Below are 13,034 nucleotides of genomic sequence, written 5' to 3' on the forward strand. Positions count from 1 at the left end.
GACTATTCCCCCAACGCAAAACCCCGGGCCCTTACGGACCCGGGGTTTTGCGTTGGCAGATTCCCACTCGCCGGCTCGGCTGCCGGGCCCCGCGATTCGCAAAAAAACGCCAGCTTTGCCCTCCCCTGCCTTCTTTCCGATCCGAACCCAACCAATTCTTCCGATGTCGCAGCACAAGGAAATCAAGCGCGTAACCACGCACCAGCTGCTGGCCATGAAGCAGCGCGGCGAGAAAATCTCGATGCTCACCGCCTACGACTACTCCATGGCCAAAATTCTCGACGGCGCCGGTATCGACGTGCTGCTCGTCGGGGACTCGGCCTCCAACGTCATGGCCGGGCACGAAACCACGCTGCCCATCACCTTGGATCAAATGATTTACCACGCCGCCTCGGTGGTGCGCGCCGTGGGACGGGCTTTCGTAGTAGTCGATATGCCCTTCGGCTCTTACCAGGGCAACTCTTCCGAGGCGCTTCGCTCCGCTATCCGCATCATGAAGGAATCGGGCGGGCACGGCGTCAAGCTGGAAGGCGGCGCCGAAATCAAGGAATCCATCATCCGCATCCTGACGGCCGGCATTCCGGTGATGGGGCACCTGGGCCTCACCCCGCAGAGCATCTACAAGTTCGGGACCTACACCGTGCGGGCCAAGGAAGATGCCGAAGCCCAGAAGCTCATCGAGGACGCCAAATTGCTGGAAGAGCTGGGGTGCTTTGCCTTGGTGCTCGAAAAAATTCCGTCGGTGCTGGCCAGGCAGGTGGCCGAGCAGCTCACCATCCCGGTCATCGGCATCGGGGCCGGCCCGGACGTGGACGGGCAAGTGTTGGTGGTGCACGATATGCTCGGCATCACCCAGGAGTTCAAGCCGCGTTTTCTGCGCCGCTACGCTGAGCTGGGCGACCTGATGCACCAAGCCGTGACGCAGTACATCGAAGACGTGAAGAGCCGCGACTTTCCCAGCGACAAGGAAGCGTACTAACCCGGGCTGGCGCGATTTTGCCGTCGTGGTCAATGCCTCTAACTATTTCAGCGCCGCGGCCCAACCAGGGCCGCGGCGTTGCGGTTTTACCCCTGGCCGCGCACCGGTTTTGGTTCCGGCCCGGACCACGGGCGCAATGCAAGTCCGAACTCTGTCGTTTATTTGCAGTTACCGTTGGTCGGCGCGGCAACCGGCTCCCAAGCGGAGCACGCGTTTGTTGCTGAGAGTTGATTTATTCCGAGCCCGCCCCCTCGACGTCTTTACCTTTTCCGGATTCTAGTAGTGAACAGACCTGCCATCTGGTCGGAGCAGAAAGAAATTCTGTTCGAAGACAACCACCTGCTCATCGTCAACAAAACCGCCGGCACGCTCGTGCAGGCCGACAATACGGGCGACGAGCCGCTCTCGGTCAAGGCCGCCGAATACCTGCGCCTGAAGTACAAAAAGCCCGGCAACGCCTTCGTGGGCGTGTGCCACCGCATCGACCGGCCGGTGACGGGCATCGTGGTGCTGGCCAAAACCAGTAAGGCGCTCAGCCGCCTGAACGAGATGTTCCGCGACAACCACATGCACAAGACCTACTGGGCGCTGGTGGGCCGCGCCCCGCAGGAACCGGAAGGAACCCTGGTGCATTGGCTGGTGAAAGACCCGATGCGCAACGTTACCAAGGCTTACCCCCAGAAGCACCAGCAGGGCCAGCGCGCCGAGCTGCATTATAAGGTTCTGGGCCAGGTGGGCCACCGCTATTTGCTCGAGGTGAACCCCATCACCGGCCGCCCCCATCAGATCCGGGTGCAGCTCTCCACCGGCCTGGGCACGCCCATCACCGGCGACGTAAAGTACGGCGCCATGGCCCCGCTGCCCGACTTGAGCATTGCCCTACACGCCCGCCGGCTGCGCTTCAAGCACCCTGTGACGCACCAAGACATGGACATCGTCGCCCCGTTGCCCGACGCGGAGGTCTGGGACCCCATCCGTAGCGGCGAAATGGTGAGCTAGTGGTTCAACGATCTAGTGAATTGACATTCTCCCATTCACCAGGTCGTTGAACCGCTAGCTCACCCACCGACCATCGCTGACAAACGTCATTTTTTGCGCGCCAATGCTGCGCTACGTTTGTGCTTCCCGTGAACCAAACGGCTCTGAACGCGTTTAGGCGTCAAGGCTTTACCACCATTTCTTCCCCACACCTCATGCCGATCCTGCTGTTTTTCGTCGGGCACTGGTACCTGTCGCTCTTCGTGCAGACGTTTTACCTGCACCGCTACGCGGCGCACAAAATGTACACCATGAACCGGTTCTGGGAGCGGTTCTTCTTCCTGCTGACCTACGTAGCGCAGGGCTCCTCGTACCTCTCGCCGCGGGCGTACGCGCTGCTGCACCGCATGCACCACGCCTTCTCCGACACCGAGAAGGACCCGCACTCCCCCCACTTCTCGTCGAATGCCTTCGCGATGATGTGGAAGACGAAAAACATTTACAACGCGGTGCTCCACGACGACTACGAGCTGGCCAAGCGCTTCGACGGCGACTATCCGACCTGGAAGGGCTTGGAGCGCATCGGCGACCATTGGGCTTCGCGCGTGGTGTGGGGCACGGCCTACGTGGGCGTCTACGCGGCTTTTGTGCCCGCTACCATGTGGTACCTGTACCTGCTGCTGCCGATTCACTTCCTGATGGGCCCGATTCACGGCGCCATCGTGAACTGGAGCGGCCACAAGTACGGCTACCAGAACTTCGACAACAACGACAAGTCGCGCAACTCCCTGTTCTTCGACTTCTTGACCGGCGGCGAGCTGTTTCAAAACAACCACCACAAGCTGCCGCTACGCGTCAACTTCGGCGTGAAGTGGTGGGAACTGGACCCGACTTACCCCGTCATCTGGACGCTGGACAAAGTGGGCATCATCAAGCTCAAGCGCGAACAGTCGGCCAAGGAACCCGTACCGCTGGCCGCGTAGCCCGAACCAGGGTATCATGGAAAGCCGCCGTGGGAGACCATGGCGGCTTTCTTTTTGCCCCAAACCTCCCCCTTGCGCCTGGGTAGCAGGCAACAAATGTTTGGAGCTCAAGGCCCAACTGACGCTTTATTTGCTTACTTTTGCCGTCCCAAATCTTTTTTCATCCGACGGACGAGTTCCGTCACCTAACCGACACGGTTTATGGCAGTTAAAATCCGCCTCGCCCGCCGCGGCCGCAAAAAGGCCGCTATGTACGACATCGTAGTGGCTGATTCGCGCGCTCCGCGTGACGGCCGCTTCATCGAGAAGCTCGGCACCTACAACCCGCTGACCAACCCGGCCAGCATCAACTTCGACGCCGACAAGGCTTTCGATTGGCTGATGAAGGGCGCCCAGCCCACCGACACCGTGCGTGCCATGCTGTCGTACCGCGGTATCCTGTTCCGCAAGCACCTACAGCTCGGCGTCATCAAAGGCGCCATCACGCAGGACGTTGCCGACCAGCGCTACACGCAGTGGCTGGACGAGAAGAACGCCAAGATTGAAGGCAAGCGCACCAACGTGGGCGCTGCCAAGGACGAAGCTCGCAAGCAGCAGCTGGCCGCCGAAACCAAAGTGCGCGAAGCCCGCGCCGAGGCGCTGCGCCAGAAGCAAGCCGCCGCTACCGCTGCCAACGCTCCGGCGGCGGAAGCGACCGAAGAAGCTGCTGAGGCTCCGGCCGAAAACGCTGAGGAAGCCAACGCCTAATTCAGTTTAGGAGTTTTCGAGTGTAGGAGTTTAAGAGTCTTCCCCGGAAGGCTTTTAAACTCCTACACTTTTTAACGCACTAACCCAACCCCTGATATGACTCTCGACGAGTGCTACGAGCTGGGCTACGTGGTTCGCTCCCACGGCTTGCGCGGACAAGTGGTGGCCGAGCTGGACGTAGACGATCTGGAAGAATACCTGGACGTGGAAGAAGTGTACGTGGAGCGGCCCGCCGGCTCCGGTAAGCTCTTCCGCTTCGAGGTGGAGCGCCTTTCGCCCCAGGCCAACAACCGCGTGCTGCTCAAGCTCAAGAACGTGGACCGGGTGGAAGACGCCGACCTGTTTCGCGGCCTGAAGCTGTTCCGCCCGCTGGAAGAGCTGCCCGAGCTGGAAGACGATCAGTTTTACTTTCACGACGTCATCGGCTTTACCGTGGTCGACGCGAACCTGGGCAAGCTGGGCACCGTGGAGGCCTTCTACGAGCTGCCCGAGCAAGATCTGCTGGCCATGCGCTACCAGGGCCAGGAAGTACTCATCCCGGTGGTCGACGAGCTGGTGCAGCACGCCGACGACGAAAGCCGCGAGCTGTACGTAACCCTGCCCGAAGGCCTGCTCGACGTATACCTGAACCCCTCTTCCAAGCCCGACGAGGACGACTCCTCCGACCCCGGCAAGGACTAAACCGCTGGGCCCCGTTATGCGCATCGACATCATCACCTGCCAGCCCGAGCTGCTCGTCAGCCCCTTCGCGCACTCCATCGTGAAGCGGGCTCAGGAAAAGGGCCTGGTTGAGATTCACCTGCACGACCTGCGCCAGTTTGCCATCAACAAGCACGGGCAGATCGACGACTACGCCTTCGGGGGCGGGGCCGGCATGGTGTTGCGTCCCGAGCCCATTGCGGCCTGCATCGACGGATTGCGGGCCGCGCGCCCGTACGACGCCATCATCTACCTCACGCCCGACGGGCCCACGTTCCGGCAGGCGGCGGCCAACCGCCTCTCGCTGCTGCAGAACGTGATTCTGCTCTGCGGGCACTACAAGGGCGTGGATGAGCGCATCCGCGAGGAGTACGTAACCGAGGAAATCAGCGTGGGCGACTTCGTGCTCAGCGGCGGCGAGCTGGGCGCGGCCGTGGTGGTCGACGCCGTGGTGCGCCTGCTGCCCGGCGTACTCGGCAACGAGGAATCAGCCCTGAGCGACTCGTTTCAAGACAACCTGCTGGCTCCGCCGGTGTACACGCGGCCCGCGGAATGGCGCGGCCGCGCCGTGCCGGCCATCCTGATGTCGGGCGACACGCCGAAAGTGGAAGACTGGCGGCACGAGCAGGCACTGGCCCGCACCCAGCAGCGGCGGCCCGATTTGCTGGCGGATATGCCCCAGGAAGCGTTCGAAGAGCCCCGGAAGCCGCGTCGTCGGAAAAAACCTAACGCTTAGTGTTGTAGCTCGGCGCAAACTCACTATATTTGCGCCTCCTTACTGAAACCACTTGGGCGGCGGCGCCGCCTTTTTTAGATTTTTTTGCTGTCATGAGCCAACTTCTCGACCTCATCAACCAGGAAGCCAAAGAGCGCCGCGCCAGCTTCCCCGAGTTTGCCGCCGGTGATACCGTGAACGTTCACGTGAAGATCCGCGAAGGCAACAAGGAGCGCATTCAGCAGTTCCAGGGCGTAGTTATCCAGCGTCGCAATGCCAACACCAACGGTGAAACCTTCACCGTGCGCAAGGTTTCGAACCAGATCGGCACCGAGCGTATCTTCCCGATCATCTCGCCGAACATCGACAAGATCGAGCTGGTACGCCGCGGCAAAGTACGTCGCGCCCGCCTGTTCTACCTGCGCGGCCTCTCGGGCAAAGCTGCTCGTATCAAAGAGAAGCGCGCCTAAGGCACCCTGCTCCCCACAACGCAAGCGGGGCCTCTACCTTTCGGTGGAGGCCCCGCTCGTCGTTTCTGCCGGTTGGGCTAGTGCTTGCGCTGGGCCGAGTCGGCGCGCAGGTCTTCCTCGGCCGAAGTGCGGCCGCCGGCTACCTGCTTGGCAGCTTCCAGCAATGCTTTGCCCAGGTTTTCGAGGCGCAGGCGTACGGGAGGATCGGTCGCCAGGGGCGTCACTTTGCCGGTGTTTTCGCCCAGGCGGTGCAACAGCTGCCCTACCAGCTTGTGGTCGAGGGTGCCGCCGCCGAAATGCGCTTTGAGCGCCTGCAGGTCGGTTACGACGGGGTGCAGCTCGGGCACATGCAGGTCCTTCAATTCCTCAATCCAGCGCTGCAGCCGGTTGTCGAGCCCGGCCTTGGTAACGGCTTCCTGCAAGTCGCCGCCGAGAAAATCCGTGGTGGCATCCAAGTGTACTTGGTGCTGCGATTCGTGCTTTTGCATCAGGCTAAGGGGTTTTGGTTGGGAACTACGACGCCTGCCGGGCCGCATGCAGGCTAACGCGGGAAACACGGACGGGGTTATGCCCAACCCGGGCTGGTAAACGTCATACGCCCGCATGCCGTACTTTCGCCACGCATTCCGCACATCTTCCTATGCAAAAGTTATTGGCCGGCCTCGCGCTGGCGGTGCTGCCCCTGGCGGCCGTGGCCCAAACCCAGCGTCCGTATTGGCAGCAGGAGGTCAACTACTCCATCGACGTGACCCTCGACGACCAGCAGCACGTGCTGACCGGCCGCGAGGAAATGCAGTACGTCAACAATTCGCCCGACGCGCTGCCCTTCATCTGGATTCACCTCTGGCCAAACGCCTACAAGGACAACTCCACGGCTTTTGCGCGGCAGCAGCGCGAGCACGGCAAGCGCAAGTTTGAGTTTGCCCCGGCCGCGCAGCGCGGTTACATCGACCAACTCGACTTCCGCGTGGACGGCAAAGCCGCAACGCTGCAGTACGACCTGCAGAACCCGGACATGGCCAAGCTGGTGCTGCCCGAGCCGCTGCCGCCGGGCCAGCGCGCGACCATCAGCACCCCGTTCCGCGTGAAGCTGCCCGACTCCTTCTCGCGCATGGGCCACGTGGGCCAGAGCTACCAGATCAGCCAGTGGTACCCCAAACCGGCCGTGTACGACCGCGCCGGCTGGCACCCGATGCCCTACCTCGACCAGGGCGAGTTTTACTCCGAGTTCGGCTCGTTTGACGTGCGCATCACCCTGCCCGACAACTACGTGGTGGGCGCCACTGGTGAGCTGCAGAACCCCGACGAAAAAGCACGCCTCGACCAACTGGCGGAGGCGGCCGCCAAGAAGGCCGACGGCGGCTCCTTTGGCACGGACGTGAGCTTCCCGGCTTCCTCGTCCAACACCAAAACCCTGCGCTACACCCAGGACCGCGTGCACGACTTCGCCTGGTTTGCCGACAAGCGCTTCAACGTGCTCAAGGACACCGTGAAGCTGCCCGGCTCGGAGCGCGTGGTAACGACCTGGCTGCTGTTTACGAACCGCAACGCCACCGATTGGCTCAAGCACCGCAACGACATCCGTTACGCGCTGCAGGGTTACTCGCGCTGGGTGGGCGAATACCCCTATTCCGCCGCCACGGCCGTCGACGGAGCCCTGAGCGCGGGCTCGGGCATGGAATACCCGATGGTGACCGTGACGGACCCGTTTGCTACCATTCACGAGGTCGGCCACAACTGGTTTTACGGCATCCTCGCGTCCAACGAGCGGGAGTATCCCTGGCTGGACGAAGGCCTGAACAGTTACATGGAAAACCGGGTATCCGAGGCTTCCGGGCAGGAACCGACTGACCCGGTAGCCAAGGCCGCGATGATGCCGCAGATGGCCGCCCGCTTGGATCTGAAAGACGTGCCCCCCTACGCCGTGTCGCAGCTACAGTGGCAGGTGCCGGCCAGCCGCGGCTACGACCAGCCCGTGGCCGGTACGCCTGCCGCTCAGTACACGGCGTACAACTACGGCACGATGGTGTACGTGAAGACCGCCGGCCTGCTGCGCTACCTCGCCGCTTACCTGGGCCAAGAGAAGTTCGACCAGGCCATGCGCCTGTACTACGACCGGTGGCAATTCCGCCACCCGACGCCGGCCGATATGCAGGCCGCGTTCGAGGAAGGGACTGGGCAGAAGCTCGACTGGTTTTTCCAGCAGATGATGGGCACCACCACCCGCTACAATGCTACCGTAGCCGATGTACTGCTGGCCGACCAGCAGGTCAAGGTGCTTGTACGCAATGAATCCACGGCACCCTGGGCCGTGCCGGTATCGACCGTGGACGCCAGCGGCAAAGTGCTGGAAACGCTCTGGACGCCCGTGTTTGGTGGCCGCGAGTCCGAGGAGAAATCCGAAACGGAGGACACCGACGTGACGCAGCTCAACTTCCGCCGCTCGCCCGAAGTGGCCGCCGTTGTCATCGACCCGCAGTACCTCACGCCCCAGCTCAACCGCCGCGACGACCGCCGCCGCCTCAGCGGGGCCCTGCCGACGCTGGAGCCGCTGCGCCTGCGCCCCTTGCTGGGCCTGGAACGCTGGGACCGTTCGGCGTTCTACTGGCTGCCGGTCGTGGGCGCCAACACCTACGATAAGTTCATGCTCGGGGCAGCCTTCTACAGTAACCCCACTGTGCTCAACAAGCTCAGCTACGTGGCCATGCCCATGTTTAGCTTCAACCGCGGCGAGCTGAAGGGCGTCGGGCAGCTCAGCCTGAACTCCCTGCCGACGGGCCGCCTGCTGCAGCGCGTAACCACCAGCTTCCTGGTCACCCGCTTTGAGCGCTACACCAAGCTGGAGCCGAGCGTCACGCTGGAGCTGCGGCGCCAGCGCCCGGCGGGCCCCCAGCAGACGCTGCAGCTGGCTTACACCATCGTGCGCGCCAAGGACGAAATCGACGACAACATCATCCCGACGCTGCGCTACGAACTGCGCGGCGGCGACGCGGTGCGCCAGTACGGAGCCGAGGCCGAGCTGAACACGTTCACCCCCCGCAACGCCAGCACCCTGTACGATTCGCCGGTGCTGGGCCGCGCCGCCCTGCGCTACCAGCGCCACTACAAGGCCAGCAAAAGCGTGCGCGCCCGCTTGTTTGGCGGCTACTTCTTCCAGCAAGCCTCCGAAGACACCCGCCGCTTCGTGATGGGCCTGAGCGGCAGCCCCGACTACCGCCGGCAGACCACGTTCCTGGACCGCCGCCAGATTTCGGATACCTGGACGGCCCAGCGGCACCAGACAGATGACCGCGACGGGGCTTTCAAGGCTTTCATTCCGGTGGCCACGAACAAGTGGCTGACCACCCTCAACCTCGAAGCCGACCTGCCGGTGACGCCGTTCGCGGTTTTTGCCGATTTTGGTGCTACCGATAGCCGCCAGCCGCTGCCGGATGGCCGCCGCCAGCGCCTGTTCTACGATGCCGGCCTGGCCTGGCCGATCTTCAACGACGTGCTACGCATCTACCTGCCGGTGGCCGGCTCGCAGTACACCGACGGGCTGCCGAACAGCTTCCAGGACCTCACCCACCGCATCCGCTTTGTCTTCAACCTACAAAAAGCCAACCCCTTCCGCCTCATCGACCAAGCTCTGCAATAAGCAGCTGCTACGGCTCGGGGCTACTTTGTTGCTGGCAGCTGGCCTTATGGCCGGCTGCCAGCCGCGTTTTAACGAGCTACCCGCGTACTCCGAGGAGCGGCATCTGCTGCAGGTGGTGGTGGAGTCGCCGGCCGGCACCAACCGCGTGCTGCGCTACGACGCCGGCACCAATGAATTCCGGCCCGAGCAGCGCGCCGGGGCCGATCGGCTGGTGGCTTTCCTGCCCCATCCCGCCAACCTGGGGTTCGTACCATCCACCAGCCTTAAAGCTTCTCCGCGCCACGCAGGTGGACGCCCGCAACCGGCCTTGGTGCTGGCCGAAAGCCTGCCGGCCGGCACGGTGGTGGAGGTGCTGCCCATCGGCCTGCTGCTGCTCGACAACGCCGGTGAAATGGAATCGGTGGTGCTGACGGTGCCGGCCCGCCCCAGCCAGCGCATCCTGCCCGTCACCACCTGGCGCGAGCTGACAAGCCAGTACCCGGCGGTGCGGGAAACGCTGCGGCTGTGGTTTCAGCACTCGGCGGAGCCCGGCACGGTGCGCGTCGTGGGCTGGCGCGACGAGCAGGCTGCCGAGCAACAGTTGCAGCAGGTGTTGCAACCGTGAGTGGTGGACTCCTTGCCCGAGCCCACTTACCGTTTAGCTCATGAATCTGCCAGCGCGCCGTGCCGCTCTAAAATGCCAAACGGCCCCGCCAGAGTCTGGCGGGGCCGTTTGCTTGTCGGATAGCCGGGTTCGGACTACTCGATCTTGTTCATGCGCTCTTTTACCGATTCCAGCTGCACGCGCATGTTGACAATGTCGGCGCGGGCGGCTTCCTGCTCTTTCAGGTTGGAATCCACCATGTTGTTGAGCTTCACCAGGTCAGCGGCATTTTCGGCTAGCTGCTGCTGGATTTCCTGCTTCTTCAGCTTGTTCTTTTCGATGTCCTTTTTGATAGCGTCTTGCTTGGCAATAACGGACATGTGGTTGTTCTGCGAGTTGATCAGCGCTTTTTCAGCTTCGGCCACCTGCAGGGCAATGTCTTCGCGGTAGAGGCTACGGGCGAAATCCTTCAGGTAGCTTTCGGCCGACTTCCACTGCTGCGGGGTAGCGTCTTTGCTCAGGTAGGCGTTGCCCAGGTCAATCGACCACCATACGGTGGTACCGGTCGGAACGGCGTCAACCTTTGAGATGATGCGAATCGGGGTTTTGGAGATGGACTCCACCACCACGCCGTCCATGGAATACACGCCCTTGTCGGCTTTTACTTTGCCGATTTTCTCGTTGATGAGCTTCACCCACGAGTCTTCGACGCGCTTGCTGTCCAACTGAATGGTGACGCGCTGGCCTTTACGCGGAATGCCTTTGATTGCCATATCCGTCTCGTCGACGGGAGAGCGTTGCGCAAAGCCGGCAGTCGTCAGGACGAACAGCAACAGGGAGAGGAGTACGCCTGATTTCATAAGAAGTGAAATGAGTTGGAAGAAACGATGTGAAGAGCTGAAACCAAGCCGAGGTTTGATTAACAACTCACCAAATTTAACCACGTGGCAACAAAGCACCAGTGAGGTTGCGTGATTTTTTTCGGATTGCGGTATTTTTATTAGATTCATTATTATATATATTAATTAAGTACAACATATCAAAAAACCATCCTTGGTAAAGTGCTGTAGTTGAAGATGATGCAAGATTCGAAACAAAGTTTATCTTCCGCCGGTTATGGGGCCCATGAAAGTTACCATCGGCCGTACCGAGCACTTCAATGCGGCGCACCGCCTCTATAATCCGGCTTGGTCCGACGCGCAGAACGACGCCGTGTTCGGCTTGTGCAACAACCCCAACTACCACGGCCACAACTATGTACTGACGGTGCGCCTCACCGGGGAGCCCGACCCGGACACGGGTTATGTGTACGACATGAAGCGTTTGAGCACCCTCATCAAGCGCCAGATTCTGGATACCTTTGACCACCGAAACCTCAATCTGGACGTTGAGGATTTTCGCCAGCTCAACCCCACGGCCGAGCACATCGCCGTAGTATGCTGGAACCGCCTGCGGCCTCATATAGCCGCGCACCTGGCCTTATCGGTCACGCTCCACGAGACGGACCGCAACTTTGTAGAATACCATGGCTAACCAGCCCGAACCCGACGCGGCCGCCGACCTTTCCCCCGACGCCCGTCTTGCCGCTGCGTTGCGCACGCCGCTACGCCCCGACGCCTTTGCCCTGAGCGAAGACGAAAAGATTGCCGGCATCACCGAGCACTTTCGCCAGATCATGGACCTGCTCGGCCTCGACCTGACCGACGACAGCCTGGCCGGCACCCCGCGCCGCGTGGCCAAGATGTTTGTGCACGAGTGGTTTCGCGGCCTCGACCCCGACAACCGCCCCGAAGTGCGCCTCTTCGAGAACCGCTACGAGTACCGGCAGATGCTGGTGGAGCGCGACATTACGCTCTTCAGCTGCTGCGAGCATCACTTCGTGCCCATCATCGGCAAGGCCCACGTGGCTTACCTGCCGGGCCAGCACGTGGTGGGCCTCTCCAAGCTCAACCGCGTGGTGCAGTACTACGCCCGTCGCCCGCAGGTGCAGGAGCGCCTCACCCGGCAGATTGCCGAGGAGCTCAAACAGAGCCTGCACACCGACGATGTGGCGGTGCTCATCGAGGCCGACCACCTGTGCGTAATGAGCCGCGGCGTGAACGATACGAGCAGCTCCACCATCACAGCCGAGTACGGCGGGCGGTTTGGGCAGGACGAAAGCCTGCGCCGCGAGTTCCTGCGCCACATCGGCAAATAACGAACTGACCCTCTACTGATTCGCGTTTGGGCTGTACCTTTGCGGCCCTTTCGGCCGCTCCCTTCCCACCCCGGCCCGGCGTATAGCACTGCTGATGAAACCTAACCTGCGCAAAGTATTGATTTCGGGCGGCCGCGGCCTAATCGGCATGCGGCTGTCGGAAATGCTCATCGACGCCGGCTACGAGGTGGCGCACCTCAGCCGCCAATCCTCGCACGGACACTACTGCTCCTTCCGCTGGGACCCGGCTACGGGCCAGATCGACGAAGCCGCCATTGGCTACGCCGATTTTATCGTGAACCTGGCCGGCGCGAGCGTGTCGGAGGGCAAATGGACCGACGAGCGGAAGCAGGACATCATGGCCAGCCGCGTGGGCGGCACCAACCTGCTGGCCCGGGAGCTGCGCGAAAAGCCGCACCACGTACAGGCCTTCATTTCGGCCTCGGCCATCGGGGTGTACGGCGACTCGGACGACCGATTGCTCACCGAAGAAACCCCGCCAGCTCCCGCCGACGACTTTCTGGCGGCCGTGGCCACGCAGTGGGAACGGGCGGCCCAGCAGGTGCAGGCCCTCGGCGTGCGCACCGTCGTGACGCGCATCGGCATTGTGCTCAGCGACGAGGGCGGCGCGCTGCCGCAGATTGCGCGGCCGGTCAAGCTCGGCGCCGGCGCGGCGCTGGGTTCGGGCAAGCAGTATATGTCGTGGATTCACATTGACGATGCCTGCCGCCTGCTCATCCAGATGATGGAGGAGCCGGAGTGGCAGGGCACCTACAACGCGGTGGCCCCGAACCCGGTCACCAACAAGGAATTCACGGCCCAACTGGCCGAGGTGCTGCACCGCCCGCTGGTGCTGCCCAAGGTGCCGGAATTCGGCTTGAAGCTGGTAATGGGCGAGATGAGCGAAATCGTGCTGGCTTCGCAGCGCGTCAGCGCCCAGAAAATCATGCAGCAGGGCTTTCAGTTCGAGTACCCGGAGCTGCGCGGGGCGCTGAAGTCGTTTTACCAGCGCGAGGAGGAGTAGACTACCCTGGCTGGCTTTGCGG

General features: G+C 62.3%; 14 protein-coding genes. 12 read left to right on the forward strand and 2 right to left on the reverse strand.

Annotated elements, in window-relative coordinates:
* Positions 1-163 precede the first annotated feature (163 nt).
* The 7 genes from panB (at position 164) to rplS (ending at position 5,571) form a co-directional block, all read left to right on the forward strand.
* Complete coding sequence (gene panB, locus ACYVKQ_RS14810; RefSeq protein ID WP_460676133.1) at positions 164-979, forward strand: 3-methyl-2-oxobutanoate hydroxymethyltransferase; 816 nt, start codon at positions 164-166, stop codon at positions 977-979.
* A gap of 282 nt (positions 980-1,261) precedes the next feature.
* Positions 1,262-1,978: an RluA family pseudouridine synthase gene (locus ACYVKQ_RS14815; protein WP_460676134.1), complete on the forward strand. Its 717-nt coding sequence runs from the start codon at positions 1,262-1,264 to the stop codon at positions 1,976-1,978.
* 194 nt (positions 1,979-2,172) lie between these two features.
* Positions 2,173-2,940: an acyl-CoA desaturase gene (locus ACYVKQ_RS14820; RefSeq protein ID WP_460676135.1), complete on the forward strand. Its 768-nt coding sequence runs from the start codon at positions 2,173-2,175 to the stop codon at positions 2,938-2,940.
* 201 nt (positions 2,941-3,141) lie between these two features.
* Positions 3,142-3,687: a 30S ribosomal protein S16 gene (locus tag ACYVKQ_RS14825; protein ID WP_460676136.1), complete on the forward strand. Its 546-nt coding sequence runs from the start codon at positions 3,142-3,144 to the stop codon at positions 3,685-3,687.
* Between the two features lie 96 nt (positions 3,688-3,783).
* A complete protein-coding gene (gene rimM, locus ACYVKQ_RS14830; RefSeq protein ID WP_460676137.1) occupies positions 3,784-4,368 on the forward strand; it encodes a ribosome maturation factor RimM in 585 nt (194 codons plus the stop codon).
* A gap of 16 nt (positions 4,369-4,384) precedes the next feature.
* Complete coding sequence (gene trmD / locus ACYVKQ_RS14835; RefSeq protein WP_460676138.1) at positions 4,385-5,122, forward strand: tRNA (guanosine(37)-N1)-methyltransferase TrmD; 738 nt, start codon at positions 4,385-4,387, stop codon at positions 5,120-5,122.
* 92 nt (positions 5,123-5,214) lie between these two features.
* Positions 5,215-5,571: a 50S ribosomal protein L19 gene (rplS, locus tag ACYVKQ_RS14840; RefSeq protein ID WP_460676139.1), complete on the forward strand. Its 357-nt coding sequence runs from the start codon at positions 5,215-5,217 to the stop codon at positions 5,569-5,571.
* Positions 5,572-5,648: 77 nt separating this feature from the next.
* Here rplS and ACYVKQ_RS14845 read toward each other — a convergent pair whose 3' ends face one another.
* Entirely contained in the window at positions 5,649-6,059 is a 411-nt protein-coding gene (locus ACYVKQ_RS14845; protein WP_460676140.1) for a hypothetical protein, read from the reverse strand.
* 152 nt (positions 6,060-6,211) lie between these two features.
* Between ACYVKQ_RS14845 and ACYVKQ_RS14850 the strand changes: the two genes are divergently transcribed.
* Both ACYVKQ_RS14850 and ACYVKQ_RS14855 read left to right on the forward strand, forming a co-directional pair.
* Positions 6,212-9,208, forward strand: a complete 2,997-nt coding sequence (locus tag ACYVKQ_RS14850) for a M1 family metallopeptidase (RefSeq protein ID WP_460676141.1) — start codon at positions 6,212-6,214, stop codon at positions 9,206-9,208.
* Between the two features lie 46 nt (positions 9,209-9,254).
* Positions 9,255-9,812: an inorganic diphosphatase gene (locus ACYVKQ_RS14855; protein WP_460676142.1), complete on the forward strand. Its 558-nt coding sequence runs from the start codon at positions 9,255-9,257 to the stop codon at positions 9,810-9,812.
* 134 nt (positions 9,813-9,946) lie between these two features.
* Here ACYVKQ_RS14855 and ACYVKQ_RS14860 read toward each other — a convergent pair whose 3' ends face one another.
* A complete protein-coding gene (locus ACYVKQ_RS14860; protein ID WP_460676143.1) occupies positions 9,947-10,651 on the reverse strand; it encodes a hypothetical protein in 705 nt (234 codons plus the stop codon).
* Positions 10,652-10,916: 265 nt separating this feature from the next.
* Here ACYVKQ_RS14860 and ACYVKQ_RS14865 point away from each other — a divergent pair, with 265 nt between their 5' ends.
* The 3 genes from ACYVKQ_RS14865 to ACYVKQ_RS14875 all read left to right on the forward strand — a co-directional run bounded on the left by ACYVKQ_RS14865 (position 10,917) and on the right by ACYVKQ_RS14875 (position 13,012).
* Positions 10,917-11,324, forward strand: coding sequence for a 6-pyruvoyl trahydropterin synthase family protein (locus tag ACYVKQ_RS14865; RefSeq protein WP_460676144.1), 408 nt, complete (start codon positions 10,917-10,919; stop codon positions 11,322-11,324).
* Positions 11,317-11,988: a GTP cyclohydrolase I FolE gene (gene folE, locus ACYVKQ_RS14870; protein ID WP_460676145.1), complete on the forward strand. Its 672-nt coding sequence runs from the start codon at positions 11,317-11,319 to the stop codon at positions 11,986-11,988. Before ACYVKQ_RS14865 ends, folE begins: the two co-directional genes overlap by 8 nt.
* A gap of 94 nt (positions 11,989-12,082) precedes the next feature.
* Positions 12,083-13,012: a TIGR01777 family oxidoreductase gene (locus ACYVKQ_RS14875; protein WP_460676146.1), complete on the forward strand. Its 930-nt coding sequence runs from the start codon at positions 12,083-12,085 to the stop codon at positions 13,010-13,012.
* The last annotated feature ends 22 nt before the right edge of the window (positions 13,013-13,034 follow it).

The organism is Hymenobacter coalescens (assembly GCF_054783195.1).

What these genes read in the sequence shown, in the direction of transcription:
- trmD (WP_460676138.1), top strand. Translation starts at nt 4,385, where the DNA reads ATGCGCATCGACATCATCACCTGCCAGCCCGAGCTGCTCGTCAGCCCC.
- ACYVKQ_RS14860 (WP_460676143.1), bottom strand. Translation starts at nt 10,651, where the DNA reads ATGAAATCAGGCGTACTCCTCTCCCTGTTGCTGTTCGTCCTGACGACT.
- rplS (WP_460676139.1), top strand. Translation starts at nt 5,215, where the DNA reads ATGAGCCAACTTCTCGACCTCATCAACCAGGAAGCCAAAGAGCGCCGC.
- ACYVKQ_RS14820 (WP_460676135.1), top strand. Translation starts at nt 2,173, where the DNA reads ATGCCGATCCTGCTGTTTTTCGTCGGGCACTGGTACCTGTCGCTCTTC.
- ACYVKQ_RS14850 (WP_460676141.1), top strand. Translation starts at nt 6,212, where the DNA reads ATGCAAAAGTTATTGGCCGGCCTCGCGCTGGCGGTGCTGCCCCTGGCG.
- folE (WP_460676145.1), top strand. Translation starts at nt 11,317, where the DNA reads ATGGCTAACCAGCCCGAACCCGACGCGGCCGCCGACCTTTCCCCCGAC.
- ACYVKQ_RS14825 (WP_460676136.1), top strand. Translation starts at nt 3,142, where the DNA reads ATGGCAGTTAAAATCCGCCTCGCCCGCCGCGGCCGCAAAAAGGCCGCT.
- rimM (WP_460676137.1), top strand. Translation starts at nt 3,784, where the DNA reads ATGACTCTCGACGAGTGCTACGAGCTGGGCTACGTGGTTCGCTCCCAC.
- ACYVKQ_RS14845 (WP_460676140.1), bottom strand. Translation starts at nt 6,059, where the DNA reads ATGCAAAAGCACGAATCGCAGCACCAAGTACACTTGGATGCCACCACG.
- ACYVKQ_RS14865 (WP_460676144.1), top strand. Translation starts at nt 10,917, where the DNA reads ATGAAAGTTACCATCGGCCGTACCGAGCACTTCAATGCGGCGCACCGC.
- panB (WP_460676133.1), top strand. Translation starts at nt 164, where the DNA reads ATGTCGCAGCACAAGGAAATCAAGCGCGTAACCACGCACCAGCTGCTG.
- ACYVKQ_RS14855 (WP_460676142.1), top strand. Translation starts at nt 9,255, where the DNA reads ATGGCCGGCTGCCAGCCGCGTTTTAACGAGCTACCCGCGTACTCCGAG.
- ACYVKQ_RS14875 (WP_460676146.1), top strand. Translation starts at nt 12,083, where the DNA reads ATGAAACCTAACCTGCGCAAAGTATTGATTTCGGGCGGCCGCGGCCTA.